This window comes from Holdemanella biformis DSM 3989, assembly GCF_000156655.1.
Lineage (GTDB): Bacteria > Bacillota_I > Bacilli_A > Erysipelotrichales > Erysipelotrichaceae > Holdemanella > Holdemanella biformis.
In genome coordinates, this window is record NZ_DS996841.1 from 640,586 (window position 1) to 653,920 (window position 13,335).

The 13,335-nt window shown below is 33.8% G+C and carries 12 protein-coding genes and 5 tRNA genes; 2 read left to right on the forward strand and 15 right to left on the reverse strand.

Features of this window, described 5'->3' with window-relative positions; translation table 11 throughout:
• Positions 1-49 precede the first annotated feature (49 nt).
• The 10 genes from EUBIFOR_RS04685 to radC all read right to left on the reverse strand — a co-directional run bounded on the left by EUBIFOR_RS04685 (position 50) and on the right by radC (position 11,095).
• Positions 50-1,903, reverse strand: coding sequence for an alpha/beta hydrolase family protein (locus EUBIFOR_RS04685; protein ID WP_003864796.1), 1,854 nt, complete (start codon positions 1,901-1,903; stop codon positions 50-52).
• A gap of 62 nt (positions 1,904-1,965) precedes the next feature.
• Positions 1,966-2,835 (reverse strand): class II fructose-1,6-bisphosphate aldolase, encoded by an 870-nt coding sequence (gene fba, locus EUBIFOR_RS04690; RefSeq protein WP_003864797.1) that lies wholly within the window; start codon positions 2,833-2,835, stop codon positions 1,966-1,968.
• Positions 2,836-2,913: 78 nt separating this feature from the next.
• Positions 2,914-3,816 carry an ATP-binding protein gene (locus EUBIFOR_RS04695; RefSeq protein WP_003864798.1) on the reverse strand — a complete coding sequence of 301 codons (903 nt, stop codon included), beginning with the start codon at positions 3,814-3,816 and terminating at the stop codon, positions 2,914-2,916.
• The gene (locus EUBIFOR_RS04700) at positions 3,816-4,949 is read right to left on the reverse strand and encodes a DnaD domain protein (RefSeq protein ID WP_003864799.1); all 1,134 of its coding nucleotides are present in this window, start codon (positions 4,947-4,949) and stop codon (positions 3,816-3,818) included. Before EUBIFOR_RS04700 ends, EUBIFOR_RS04695 begins: the two co-directional genes overlap by 1 nt.
• Positions 4,939-5,544 carry a dephospho-CoA kinase gene (gene coaE, locus EUBIFOR_RS04705; RefSeq protein ID WP_050755938.1) on the reverse strand — a complete coding sequence of 202 codons (606 nt, stop codon included), beginning with the start codon at positions 5,542-5,544 and terminating at the stop codon, positions 4,939-4,941. The genes EUBIFOR_RS04700 and coaE overlap by 11 nt, the downstream gene beginning before the upstream one ends.
• The gene (gene mutM / locus EUBIFOR_RS04710; protein ID WP_003864801.1) at positions 5,517-6,338 is read right to left on the reverse strand and encodes a bifunctional DNA-formamidopyrimidine glycosylase/DNA-(apurinic or apyrimidinic site) lyase; all 822 of its coding nucleotides are present in this window, start codon (positions 6,336-6,338) and stop codon (positions 5,517-5,519) included. Before mutM ends, coaE begins: the two co-directional genes overlap by 28 nt.
• Entirely contained in the window at positions 6,338-8,914 is a 2,577-nt protein-coding gene (gene polA, locus EUBIFOR_RS04715) for a DNA polymerase I (protein WP_003864802.1), read from the reverse strand. The genes mutM and polA overlap by 1 nt, the downstream gene beginning before the upstream one ends.
• Positions 8,915-8,973: 59 nt before the next feature.
• A complete protein-coding gene (locus EUBIFOR_RS04720) occupies positions 8,974-9,540 on the reverse strand; it encodes a hypothetical protein (RefSeq protein ID WP_003864803.1) in 567 nt (188 codons plus the stop codon).
• Positions 9,537-10,373 (reverse strand): rod shape-determining protein MreC, encoded by an 837-nt coding sequence (gene mreC, locus EUBIFOR_RS04725; protein ID WP_003864804.1) that lies wholly within the window; start codon positions 10,371-10,373, stop codon positions 9,537-9,539. Before mreC ends, EUBIFOR_RS04720 begins: the two co-directional genes overlap by 4 nt.
• A 47-nt stretch (positions 10,374-10,420) precedes the next feature.
• The gene (radC, locus tag EUBIFOR_RS04730; RefSeq protein ID WP_003864805.1) at positions 10,421-11,095 is read right to left on the reverse strand and encodes a RadC family protein; all 675 of its coding nucleotides are present in this window, start codon (positions 11,093-11,095) and stop codon (positions 10,421-10,423) included.
• A 104-nt stretch (positions 11,096-11,199) separates the two neighbouring features.
• Here radC and EUBIFOR_RS04735 point away from each other — a divergent pair.
• Together EUBIFOR_RS04735 and EUBIFOR_RS04740 are read left to right on the forward strand one after the other, a co-directional pair.
• Positions 11,200-11,276, forward strand: a tRNA-His gene (locus EUBIFOR_RS04735).
• 73 nt (positions 11,277-11,349) lie between these two features.
• Positions 11,350-11,919, forward strand: a complete 570-nt coding sequence (locus EUBIFOR_RS04740) for a thioredoxin family protein (RefSeq protein WP_003864806.1) — start codon at positions 11,350-11,352, stop codon at positions 11,917-11,919.
• 11 nt (positions 11,920-11,930) lie between these two features.
• Here EUBIFOR_RS04740 and EUBIFOR_RS04745 read toward each other — a convergent pair whose 3' ends face one another.
• From EUBIFOR_RS04745 to EUBIFOR_RS04765, 5 genes are all read right to left on the reverse strand, one after another.
• A complete protein-coding gene (locus EUBIFOR_RS04745) occupies positions 11,931-12,785 on the reverse strand; it encodes a DUF1848 family protein (protein WP_003864807.1) in 855 nt (284 codons plus the stop codon).
• A gap of 77 nt (positions 12,786-12,862) precedes the next feature.
• Positions 12,863-12,938 (reverse strand) — tRNA-Asp (locus tag EUBIFOR_RS04750).
• A gap of 16 nt (positions 12,939-12,954) precedes the next feature.
• Positions 12,955-13,028, reverse strand: a tRNA-Gly gene (locus EUBIFOR_RS04755).
• Between the two features lie 5 nt (positions 13,029-13,033).
• Positions 13,034-13,109, reverse strand: a tRNA-Asp gene (locus EUBIFOR_RS04760).
• A gap of 20 nt (positions 13,110-13,129) precedes the next feature.
• Positions 13,130-13,220, reverse strand: a tRNA-Ser gene (locus EUBIFOR_RS04765).
• Positions 13,221-13,335 lie beyond the last annotated feature (115 nt).

The following is a 13,335-nucleotide window of genomic DNA, read 5'->3' on the forward strand; positions in this document are numbered from 1 at the left end:
CTATTCAATCCGGATAATCTAGAAAAAATTTGTAAATTCAAAAAGCCATCTATTTTAAGTGTTGTTCCATCCAATTTGTGATTTCATTTAAACGACGCAAACGATGTTGTGGAAGTCCCGTACGTGATAAATCATGATTTTCACCATGGAATAAGCACATGCGAGCCTCAATATTTTGATCTAATAATGCATTCAACATTTGTAGACCTTCACAAAGCGGACAACGATAATCCTCATCCGAGTGAATAAACAATGTTGGTGTCTTTACATTACGCGCATATTTCAATGGTGAATGCCACCATAATTTTTCTGGATTCTCATAATATGTAGCTAATTGTTGATCTTGCGCAAAATATGGCCCAATATCACTTGTCTGAGAGAATGAAATCCAGTTTGCGATACTTCTTTGACTAGCTGCACACGCAAAACGGTCTGTATGACCAATAATCCAGTTTGTCATAAATCCACCATAACTTCCTCCAGTCACGCCGACTTTACTAGCATCAATTTGAGGATATGTTTCCAACACTTTATCTGTAAACTGCATTAATTCATCATAATCAATCGTTCCATATTTCCCACGGATATCCATAAATTCATTGCCACGTCCATCTGATCCATGAATATTACAGAAGAACACAAAATAGCCTTTGCTTGCCCATACTTGCATCTCATGATAGAACACTTTTCCATATACAGTTTTAGGACCACCATGAATATCTAAAATAGCCGGATATTTTTTTGTTTCATCATAATCTTTTGGCAACAATACCCATCCTGTTAGATCTTCACCAAAACTTACTTCTACTGGATCTGCCACATACGTATCTTCCATCTTATTAAAGTCAGATAATTGAATCACTTTTCCATCTTGAACCTTATATAATTGTTGAAGACTCGCCAGATCTGCTCCAATAAAATATAATGTGTCATCTTCAAATGCGAAAGTCTGAATTGTTCCTGGCCATTCAAATACAAGTTCAATCTTTCCATTTTCTAATTTATAAAGATTATTATGATCATAAATGGTTGATACAAAATATAAAGCTTGATCTTTTACTAAAGTCGCATTTCCTGCAACTAAAGCACAATCTGTACCCACGCTGTTACCAACACATTCTTGCCAATCCACGATTAAATTAAAGTCTTGATCAAAGAATTTTGGATTCTCATTCAAACCATATTTTTCATGTGTACTTGCGATCAAAACTAATTTATCATCCACAAAATCAAAACTTTGAATACTTCTTTCTTTAGCCTCTACAACTGTACTTACTTCACCATCATACTTATAAAGATTTTCATATAAAGATTGTTTTCTTGTCCAATTTTGACCTGTATAATACAAAGCCCCATCATGAATTTTTGCGTTGGATACATCAAAAGTGCCTTTTGTAACACAAACAAGTTCTTTTGTATCCAAATTATATGTATATAAATGACTACGATGTTTATTTGTGACTCCCTGACCATTCATGTAGAAAGGAATCTCATCAAACACTTCATAATCACTTTCTTCTTCCACTAGTTTTTCTTTAGTCATCAAAGCCAAAGTATTCTCGTTTAAATATCCCAAAACACTCATTCCTGGTTTATCGAAGCGAGCAATTTCTTTGGCTTCTCCACCATTTAAAGATAAACGATATAAAGAAGTGGATTTTTCAATATTTTTACGATTTCCACAGAATAGAATCGAATTCTCATTTTCGATATAAAAACCAGATTCTTTTCCATAAGAAGTTAAATCATATACTTTATCGTCCTTTACGCATTTTAAAGTATAATCATAAGCATTATCTTTTTCTGCTGCTACTCCATCAACAAAGACTTTTACTCCATCTTTCACTTTTAAATTTCCATAAAAGTGATAAGACAATAAATCATTAATTTCAATTGACTTCATATATTTCCCCTCCAAATTATGCAAAAAGCAGGCATAAAGCCTGCTTTATTTAAAAACTTTAATTATTCAGCTTTTCCAGCAGAACCAAAGAAGTTTTCCATCATTTCTTTACATAATGCTGTGATTGCATCAGCACCTGGTTTTAATAATTTACGTGGATCGTATCCTTTTCCTTCTTGGTCTTTTCCAGCTTCGATGTATTTACGAGTTGCTTCAGCAAATACTAACTGGCATTCAGTATTTACGTTAACTTTAGAAACACCTAATGTGATAGCTTTTTGAACTTGTTCACGAGGGATTCCTGAACCACCGTGTAATACTAATGGTTTTCCGTTTGTTACGTTTTGGATTTCTTCTAAACGATCAAAGTTCAATCCAGCCCAGTTTGCAGGATATTTACCGTGGATATTTCCGATACCAGCTGCTAAGAAGTCTACACCTAAGTCAGCGATAGTTTTACATTCTTCAGGATCAGCTAATTCACCAGCAGATATGACACCGTCTTCTTCTCCACCGATTCCACCAACTTCACATTCAATTGATAATCCTTTTGAGTGTGCTAAGGCGATCATTTCTTTTGATTTTTCTAAGTTTTCTTCGAATGCATAGTGAGAACCATCGAACATTACAGAAGTAAATCCTGCTTCGATAGCAGCTTTTGCACCTTCATATGAACCGTGGTCCAAGTGTAAAGCTACAGGAACTGTAATTCCCATTGCATCGTGGATTTCTTTTACCATAGCAGCAACTGTTTTGAAACCACACATATATTTAGCAGCACCTTCAGATACTCCTAACATAACTGGTGATTTAGCTTCTTCAGCAGCAGCTAAGATAGCTTTTGTCCATTCTAAGTTATTGATGTTGAAAGCACCAATCGCATAGTGCCCTTCGTGAGCTTTGTTGATCATTTCAGTAGCAGATACTAACATTACTCTATTCCTCCTTTAAACATTTCTGTCATAACTATTCTACTCCATAACGCCTAATTTGAAAAGTGAAATTATTAACTAACGACGTGATTTCCCCGATAATTCGACGGGTTTCGATAAAGTACGAATTCTTTCTAGAATTCTTAGACTCGCAATCGTATTATTCGGTTTATTCGCAAGACGATATTGTTGTTCTAATTCTTCCATGGAATAATTCGATGTAAAATAAGTTTTCATTCCTTTATTCATACGCTCATCTAAAACCGGAAGTAAAATTTCATCACGCGTCCATTGCGTAATACTTTCAGCTCCAATATCATCCAAAACCAAAACATCACTATAACGCAAATGATTCATCACTCTTTGACGATATTCATTATCCGTCATAAATTGTTTTAATTCTTGAATCAATAAAGGAACTTGCACAAAAGAAACACTCTTATTACTTTTAGCATAATAATTACAGATTCCCTTCATTAAATACGATTTACCCGTTCCAGGATTTCCATATAAATACACACCCTGATTTAATGGAATACTACTTACACTTTGCGTATACGCAAGGCCATATTCCTTTTCTTTGGCAGCACTTAAAAAGGAAGCATCATTTAAATCAATCAAATAATCATTTAAAGACATGTGAGAAAAACGAAACTTACTTTGATGAGCCAAATGTTTATCACGATTCTGTTCATATTGACACGAAGCATAATATTCATTTAAAAAACCTGAATCATCGATTTTTAATTTTGAAACCTTACCACGAATCTTTTGAACACAATACTTTAATCCTTTGCAGTTTCTACAAGCACTCACACTTTTTAGCCACTGCAACAAAGCACCACTGTTTTCTTCTACAAAAGATGCATCTAAATGGTTTTGGTTTAAAAATAATTGAATTAATTCATTCTCTTTTAAACGTGCGATATTTCGTTGTCTTTCTAACATTTGTTCTTCGGAAAGTTTAATATTTAAATTCACTACAATTTACCTTCTTTCAACATCTTCTGTAACTCCAACATTTCCTTATGTAGCTGTGCATCTGATTTTTCTTCTTTTTGCGTATAGAATTTATCATCTAACACAACCTTCTCTGCCTTTTTATCCCTTTTATTTTCAAGAGGACTTTGATTGATGATATCCAAAGCCTTCTTTCTTGAATCCACACCCAAGCGAACCCAGCTTGCCGCTACTTTTTCTACATAATTTCGAGAAAACTGTTGATTCGTTTGTTGTAAAGTATATTCAATCAATGTATTTACGACTTCTATAGGAAATTGGAATTCTTTACACAAACGCTCGATCAACGCTTGATCCGATTTCACAACTGGAATTCCATTTTGTTTATTCTGCAAAAATTTAACTGGAGACATTTTATATGGATCTTTATTCACTTCCATAACCTTACGATTACGCATAACCATATCTTTTAGTTTTTCTAAATCGAATACATGCGTAGAAGGATTCGTACTTCTTTGTACATATTTACGCATATCTTTGGCATCAATTCCATATATTTTAGCCATTTCTGCGATACGATCCAAATTTTTGCTTGTACGTAAACGCACTGGAAAAATTCGATCCATCCCTTTAAAGAGTGTCGCAAAATCAAAATCATATTTCTGCTTTATCGTTGGCTTCACCTTTTCAAATGCGATTTCTTTTGATTCATTCCAAGAATCTAAAATAGAAACGTCCAAAGGACTTTCTACTTTTGTATATGAAGAAGAAACTGTTTTATCTTTATAAAGCATCGCCTTCACTTTGTCAAAACACTTTGCGCCAACACTTGCCAAATACAATCTTGAATATGTCTCATGACATAAAAACGAATCTGGCAATAATGGAGCATATAATAAAATCAACATATCCCCTTCATGAACGTATGTTTCAATCAAATGATATTGTTCCAAACGATTTCTTGCGATGTCAAATTGCGAAGCATTCATATTCAATAAAAGATATACATCTTCTAATTCAACCAAATTTTGAATAGAACCCAAAAACTCATATAGACAAATTGAGTTTTTCCCCATTAAAGGACCATACAATAAATTTAAAGATTGTCTTTGTTCGCTAGATAAATGTTCTATGCATCGTACTTCAATCGCCATTTAACTTCTCCTCTTTTAATGCATCCTCAATCTGCATATGCAACTGTTCTACCGTACTATTATTACGTAATACAATATCACTTTTTGCCATTTTCTCTTCTGGATTCATCTGTGATACAAGTCTTGCCAAAGCTTGTTCCCTAGTAAAATTACGATACGTTTGTAGACGTGATAATGCCACATCTAAATCAGCCACAACGCACCAAATAGAATCAAAATGTTCTTGTGCTGAAATCTCAAATAAAATTGGCATCTCCACAAAGACAATTAAGCTCTCTTGTTCATGGATCCATTTGTGCATTTCATCAAAGATTAAAGGATGTAGAATCGCTTCTACTTGTTTTCGATGCTCTACATTTGAAAACATATAGGAAGCTAGACTCTCCTTAATAATTTCTCCATTCGAATCCAATTCAACAATGTGTAAATCATTTAATTTCTGATAACCCAAATTTCCCTTTTTTAATAAATCCGCATTGACCTGATCACAATCTAAAACAGGATATTTTTTTCTTAGATATCGAGAAATTTCGCTCTTTCCTGAGCCCATTGATCCCGTGATTCCGATTACTTTCTTTTTTGACATTTTGGACATAAATAAGTCCCCCTTTGTGATACAGTTATTTTTTTTATTGCATGATGACACACTTTACATTGTGTCTGATCATGTACTTTTAAATGAAGTTGAAAACGCCCCGTTACACCTAAACTTGATGTATAGGAACGAATGGTCGTTCCACCATAGTGTGTGGCTCCTTGCAAGATCCGTCTTGTTTCTAAAACAATTTTGTCACAATCTTTTTTTGATAACTTGCAAGCACGACTTCTTGGATCTAAGCCTAGCGCAAAACATATCTCATCGGCATAAATATTTCCAATACCTGCCATAATCGATTGATCCAAAAGACAAGATTTTAAATTTCGTTTTAATGTATGAATACAATGATAGAAATACATTCCATCTACTCTTTGATCCATATAATCATATCCAACATTTTTAAAACAAGGATATGCATGAATATCTTCTTTTTTAGAATACAAATACATTCTTCCAAACTTTCGAGTATCATGATACGACATACAGATTCCATTATTTAATTTGAATACGACATGAATATGTTTGTCCTCGCAAATTTTATCATAAAGATAAAACTTGCCTTCCATTCTTAGATGAACAACTAAATCATAATCATCTAAGCCAAAAATCAAATATTTTCCAAGCCGATTAAATGTACGAAAGGATTGCCCAATCAATCGATGTTTAAAAGTTTCTACTTCTACATTATCAACAATCTTAGGATAATATATCAATACATCTTCAATTGAAATATCTTTAATTTGTGTTTCCAACGTACTTAATACGGTTTGTACTTCCGGTGCTTCCGGCATTATTTTGCCTCATACCAAGACTTGCCAACACTAATGCTTGCCTTTAATGGAACCTTTAATTCCATTGCACTTTCCATTGTTTCTTTGACAAGTTTTTGCATCAAGTCCAACTCTTCATCTGGCACCAAGAAAATCAATTCATCATGGATCTGAAGAAGCATTTTTGAGTTTACGTTGGCATCCTTTAAAGCTTGATCCATTTTCAACATCGCAATCTTAATCAAGTCTGCTGCACTGCCCTGGATTGGCGCATTCATCGCCGCACGCTTACCAAATTCTCGTGTCATAAAATTCTTGTCATTGATTTCTGGAATTTCTCTTCTTCGATGGAATAATGTTTCTACATATCCATTTTCTTTACAGAAATCAATCAATTGATTCATATACTCATGAATTTTTGGATAACTTTCAAAATACATCTTCATAAACTCACCCGCCTCTTTGCGTGTGATATTTAATTGTGATGATAAACCAAATTCCGTTTGACCATATACAATTCCAAAGTTTACTGTCTTTGCGATTCTTCTTTTGTGTTCATCCACTTCTTCTGGTGAACAATTAAAAATCAACGTTGCCGTTTTTGTATGAATATCCAATCCTTCATTAAACGCTTTAATCATATGATCTTCATTTGCCATATGTGCAAGCATTCTTAGTTCAATTTGCGAATAATCAGCTGACAATAAGTGATAACCCTCTTGAGCAACAAAAGCTTTACGAATTTCTTTTCCCAACTCATCACGAATACTAATATTTTGAAGATTTGGTTCACTACTTGAAAGTCTTCCTGTTTGTGTCATGGTTTGATTAAAAGAAGTATGAATCTTTTGATCTGAACGAATATGTTTTTTCAAACCATCAATATATGTACTAGATACTTTTGATATTTTACGATATTCCAAGATATCATCCACGATTGGATGTTTTCCACGAAGCTTTTCGAGTACATCAGCAGAAGTCGAACGCTTCTTACCGCCAGAGCTTAAATTTAATTCATCAAATAAAACATTCGCCAATTGTTTTGGAGAATTGATGTTAAAAATCATGCCGGCATGAGAATAAATTTGTTGAGCCAAAGTCTCTAGCTTTTCATTTAATAAAGCCCCATATTCATCCAAGAAGCTTTCTTGAATCGAAATCCCTTCTTGTTCCATAGAAAATAATACTCGTGTAAGTGGCATTTCAATTTCTCTATATAAAGAAAGCACATTTTCTTCTTTTAAAGATTGAAGGATTTCACCTTTCTTTTCATATAACTGTTGTGTCAAACTATGACAAAGTGCTTGTTCTCTATTCAAACTAAAAGCAGGTTCTTCTTTCGTCTTTTTGGATACATCATGAAAAGATTCTGGCAAAGTAATATGAAGAGCTTCTAGTACTGCATCACTATCTGTTGCAGTAGAATTCAATAAGAATCCTGCAATATGAAGATCATCATTAAATGTATTCCATTTAAATCCATATCGATCTAATAGATGCATCATTTCTTTGGTATCCCATGTACTAATTTCTTTTGTTTCTAATATTTTTTTAAAGTTTGTATCTTCCAACGCATTTTCTACGGAAATATAGTAAATTGTCTTATCTTTTGGAATCATAAAGCCATATAATTGCTGATCTAAGTATGGTTGTTGTGTACATACTGGTAGTACCATTAAATCCTCTATATCAAACATTTCAAAATGTTCCACTTCTTTTAATGGCCATTTTTCGTTCTTAGCTTGCTTTGTTCGATTCACTAAAGATCGCATTTCATATTTTTCATAGAATCCATTTACATCTTCTTGAATTCCTGTAAACTCACAATCATTTAAACTAAACGGAAGTTCCATCTTTGTATAAATGGTTGCCAATTCTAAAGACATAAACGCATTGTCTTTATCTTTTTCCAGCTTTTCCTTTAATTTCCCCTTTACCTCATCAATATGGGCATAAACATTTTCTACAGTTGAATATTGATTCAATAAACGCAAAGCCGTTTTTTCACCAACACCTTGCACACCTGGAATATTGTCGGCTGTATCTCCCATTAGTCCTTTCATATCAATGACTTGGCTTGGTGTAATTCCATATGTATCGAATAGATTTTGTTCGTCCATCAATTCCATTTCACTTAAGCCTTTTTTCATTAAAAGAACATGTGTACTTGGATCAATCAATTGAAGTAAGTCGCGATCACTTGTTAGAATGGTTGTTTGAATATCATTACAACATTTAGCCATACTTCCAATAATATCATCCGCTTCATAACCCTCTTGTTCATAACGCTTGATTCCAGCTGCATCTAAATATTCTCTTACAATTGGAAATTGTACGATCAATTCCTCATCTAAGGGTTTACGTGTTCCTTTATAGGCTGCAAATTGTTTGTGTCTAAAAGTCGGTTTTCCTGCATCCCAAGCAACTAGAATCTTGTCGGGCTCAATAATATCAATTGCCTTATTTAACATCATCACAAAGCCATAAACTGCATTGGTTGGAATCCCATTGGATGTTGTCATTCTGTGTGTATATAAAGTTGCATAATATGCACGAAATAGCATGGAGTTTCCATCTAATAATAATAGTTTTTTCATCTGAATACCTCTTTTCTTCTATTTTAACACATATGAAAAGAAGGAAACGAATCCACGACTCATTTCCTTCGAATATTTTGCATGTGCAACTTTTCCATTCGTTTAAAACGAATATTTTTTATAGTTGCATATCGATTGAATACTGTAATAATATAGAGCAATACAAATATCCAAGCCCCATTAAATATTAATGTAAGTGCTTCAACGTGAATAAACCATTTCACAAAGCTCATTGTAAGATATCCAAATAATTTTGCACCCAAAAAACAAATTAAATCATTTATAAACATCATTAAAAAGACAAGGGCAAATTGTACCCAGTGATCTTGATCCATTGCATTTTTAAATAGTCCCGATAGCCATCCAAAAAGGCCAAATAGAATCATTTTAAAAAACCAATCCGAAGTAAAGAACAATCCTACACAAAGGCCGCATAGGCATGCATATAAAAGTCGATTTAAGCTTTTTTCATGACTCACAACAAGTATGCATCCACAAAAACATAAATGACTGACAAAAGATAAGGAAGAATATGTAAAATCCACACTGAATAAAGATGCATTCATTTGATCAAGTATTGCTAAAATCAATAAGAAAATAAATGAGCAACGTTCTTTATTTATCATTTACTCTCCTCTTTTCCAATCACAAGACAATAGTCAAAGCTTTTCATATTCGATACCGGCGAAACATAGACTGTTGAAATAATCGAATCATCGTTTAAAGACACATCTTTTACTTCTCCAATTAAGATTCCACTCGGATAATTTCCACCCTTACCACTTGTAGCTACTTTTTGTCCTTTTGTGACAATCGCATCATTATCAAATAATGAAACACGATAGGCCTTCTTTTCAGTATCATAAGACTGTAGCACACCTTCTACGCTTGTTCCATCTTCTAATGACATCTTGATTGCAATATCATTATTCAAATGTTGACTTGTCAACAACTGAACAGTACTTGTAACGGTTTGTACACTATCCACTAATCCTATAGCGCCATCGCTTGTTGCCACAAGCATATTTTTTTCGACACCTTGTTTTTTTCCTGCTGAAATCGTTACCGTCTGAAGCCATGAATCGCCTGAACGTTCTAATACAGATACACTGATTGTCTTAGCATCCCCTAGACCACCTTTCATTTCCAACAAGGCTTCAAGTTGTTTGTTTTTATTTCTTTCATCTTCATATGCCGTTTGATAGTTTTTTTGTTGAGCTAATTGTTTCGTCAAATATTCATTATCGTCATAGGCATGCCATAAATTTGAAAAATCATTTACCGCATTTCCAATCGATGATAGTGGATATTGAATCAAACCATATTTCAAATATGTCCAAGCACTGTAACCAATATTTGTGATGGAGTTTTGTCTTAAGCCAAACATAGCACACGCTAATATACATAAAACGACAATAATCGTAAGTAATCTTTTTTGAATTCGAGTAAATTTACGCATAATATCCCCCAAACTAACTTATATTATAGCGATAAACCCTCCTTCTTTCAATCGAGATATTTGTGCTCTTTAAATGAATAATATTGATTTTTACATACAATAATATGATCCACTAAACAAACCCCCATTGTCATCGCTACATGAACCATTTTGTAAGTTACTTCAAAATCTGCTTTTGAAGGCGTACAATCCCCCGAGGGATGATTATGTGCAATCAATACTGAATTTGCGTTTTGTAAAAAAGCCTCCTTAAATACTTCACGTGGATGTACCACGCTTTCATTTAATGTTCCTTTAAATAAAACACGATGCGAAATTAGCTTGCTTTTTGTGTCTAGATAAAGGGCGATAAAGCATTCTTGCGACATAGTTCCATACTCAAATTTGAACCATTCGATCACATCTTCTGGTTTTAAAATAGGAGCATGATATACTTTTGATTTAATAACACGCTTACTAAGTTCTACACTTGCCAAAAGTTGTAAAGCCTTAACTTCACGAATTCCTTGAATCTGCATCAATGTATTTACGTGCATTGTCATTAATTTTGATAAACCTTCACTTTCTTTCAACACATCAGATGCAATTTCAAATACGGAACGGTTTTTATTTCCGCTTTGCAGAATCAACGCAACCAATTCTAGATCGCTTAATGATTCTAAACCATAGCGCAACGCTTTTTCTCGTGGGCGTTGCTCCACTTCCATCTCTTTTACCTTCATATACTCTTATACGAAAAAAAATACACTTTTTTTAATTTATTTTCATTTTTTGCTTGCAAAGAAGAGAATCACATGATATATTATACAAGCGTTAAGCAATTATGGCGGTTGTGGTGAAGTTGGTTAACACAGCGGATTGTGGCTCCGTCACGCGCGCGTTCGAATCGCGTCAGCCGCCCCACAAAGATTTTTAAGCTTCGAGAGATCGAAGCTTTTTTCTTTACTTTTTTTTATTTTATTTGTATATTAGGAGCATGAAAAAATTTTTACTCATACTTTTAAGTCTTACATTATGTGCGTGTCAAACACAAACAAAGAGTACAACTTCAACTTCAAAAAAGGCTTGTGATGTTACAAGTGAAGAAAAAACATGCAACACAAAAGATGACACAAAAACTAATTTTAATGAAATTAGTTTTGATGAAGCTATTCAATATTTTACACAAGAAAAATCAGATGTTTTATATTTCGGATTTTCAAGTTGTCCTTGGTGCAAAGAAGCAAAACCCATTTTAAAGAAAGTGGCCAAAGAAAACGGAATCGACATCCAATATGTAAAGGTAAGAGATGAAGAAAAAAATCGTCTTTACACGGATGAGCAAAAAGCGATTATTGAACCATATATCCAAGATTATATGTCCAATAATGATGAAGGTGTTCTAACCTTATACGTTCCTTTAGTACTTGTGGTAAAGGATGGAAAAGTCGTTGATGGACATGAAGGAACATTAGAAAGTCATGATGCGACCGAAAGAAAAATGACGGATGATGAAAAAAAAGAGTTAACAAAAATCTATACAAAATTAATGAGTGAAGCCAATTAACTTCACCCATTTTATTTTCTTCGTATTTTGATTTGATCATCCAAATTCAATTGTCCAATCAATAAACTAGAATTCACATCATGCATTTTATAGTTTGACACAATTTGTTTGGAATCAAAATTGGCATAACAATATTTGCATCCGTGTAAACAAGAATTGTAAGCACCAACATCCACCATATTCACACAATGGCAATCTCTTGCCTTCCACTCTTTAAAAAGCTTGCCTGTTCTTTCAAAAGCATATTTAATGCTGATGCAACAATCCTTTTCATCCCCAATTTGATATTTATTTTCCATACAACTAATGATCTTTATATTGTTTTTTTCGAACTCTTCTTTTAATTTAAGATATTCCTCATTGGATGGTTCATGATAATCCAAATGATTATTTCGAACATTTTTATAATCATCCACAAAAGAGACAATCATTTTAGATACATATCCTTTTAACATTGTGCATAATTTGTTAAAAGCACGAACGTGATAATCAACATTATATTTGGAATTCAAAAGGATAGGATCATATCGAACACATACGTTTTCTTTGCCTAAATAAGATGATAGCTTTTTAATGCATTCAATGACTTGTTTCTTATCCAAAACATTAGGCTCCATATCTTTAAAGTATCCAGTGATGGTAACTTGTAGCTGAATGGGTACAGAAAATAGATGTATCGTATCTAATAATGGCAATGGATTTTTTGTGCAAAATACAATCATATCTACATCCGATACAAAGATACGACTGACAAGTTTTGGATTAAAAGGGTTTCTTACATCAAAATATCCTTCATTCCATCGGTTCACAAACCAATCCATATAATAGGCGACAATATCTGTTCTTCCACTTGCGTTAATAATCATAGATTTATTAAACTAAGAAACAAAAAAATAGTCAATATAAAGAAAAAAGCCATCCTAAGATGACTTATATTTCTAAATGGCGGTCCAGATGGGACTCGAACCCACGATCTCCTCCGTGACAGGGAGGCATGTTAACCACTACACCACTGGACCAATATTCAATTTTAAATGGAGCAGATGAGGGGAATTGAACCCCCGTATCAGCCTTGGCAAGGCTGTGTTCTACCATTGAACTACATCTGCATGAATGGCGGTCCAGATGGGACTCGAACCCACGATCTCCTCCGTGACAGGGAGGCATGTTAACCACTACACCACTGGACCATAATTTTCCAAAAATAAGATGGCGGAGAAGGAGAGATTTGAACTCTCGCGCCAGTTTCCCGACCTATACCCTTAGCAGGGGCACCTCTTCAGCCACTTGAGTACTTCTCCAAGAATATTTTCAGAATACTTATTTTTTAGAACAACCTGCGTTATCCGTAACGCCCGTTTATAATAACATGGATAAAAACTTATTGCAAGCAATTTTTTCAAAAAAGACAAAAAA

Excerpts from the sequence above, each read along its gene's own strand:
- EUBIFOR_RS04720 (WP_003864803.1), bottom strand. The coding sequence starts at position 9,540 with ATGATAAATAAAGAACGTTGCTCATTTATTTTCTTATTGATTTTAGCA.
- EUBIFOR_RS04740 (WP_003864806.1), top strand. The coding sequence starts at position 11,350 with ATGAAAAAATTTTTACTCATACTTTTAAGTCTTACATTATGTGCGTGT.
- EUBIFOR_RS04700 (WP_003864799.1), bottom strand. The coding sequence starts at position 4,949 with ATGGCGATTGAAGTACGATGCATAGAACATTTATCTAGCGAACAAAGA.
- coaE (WP_050755938.1), bottom strand. The coding sequence starts at position 5,544 with ATGTCCAAAATGTCAAAAAAGAAAGTAATCGGAATCACGGGATCAATG.
- EUBIFOR_RS04745 (WP_003864807.1), bottom strand. The coding sequence starts at position 12,785 with ATGATTATTAACGCAAGTGGAAGAACAGATATTGTCGCCTATTATATG.
- mutM (WP_003864801.1), bottom strand. The coding sequence starts at position 6,338 with ATGCCGGAAGCACCGGAAGTACAAACCGTATTAAGTACGTTGGAAACA.
- radC (WP_003864805.1), bottom strand. The coding sequence starts at position 11,095 with ATGAAGGTAAAAGAGATGGAAGTGGAGCAACGCCCACGAGAAAAAGCG.
- EUBIFOR_RS04685 (WP_003864796.1), bottom strand. The coding sequence starts at position 1,903 with ATGAAGTCAATTGAAATTAATGATTTATTGTCTTATCACTTTTATGGA.
- polA (WP_003864802.1), bottom strand. The coding sequence starts at position 8,914 with ATGAAAAAACTATTATTATTAGATGGAAACTCCATGCTATTTCGTGCA.
- mreC (WP_003864804.1), bottom strand. The coding sequence starts at position 10,373 with ATGCGTAAATTTACTCGAATTCAAAAAAGATTACTTACGATTATTGTC.
- fba (WP_003864797.1), bottom strand. The coding sequence starts at position 2,835 with ATGTTAGTATCTGCTACTGAAATGATCAACAAAGCTCACGAAGGGCAC.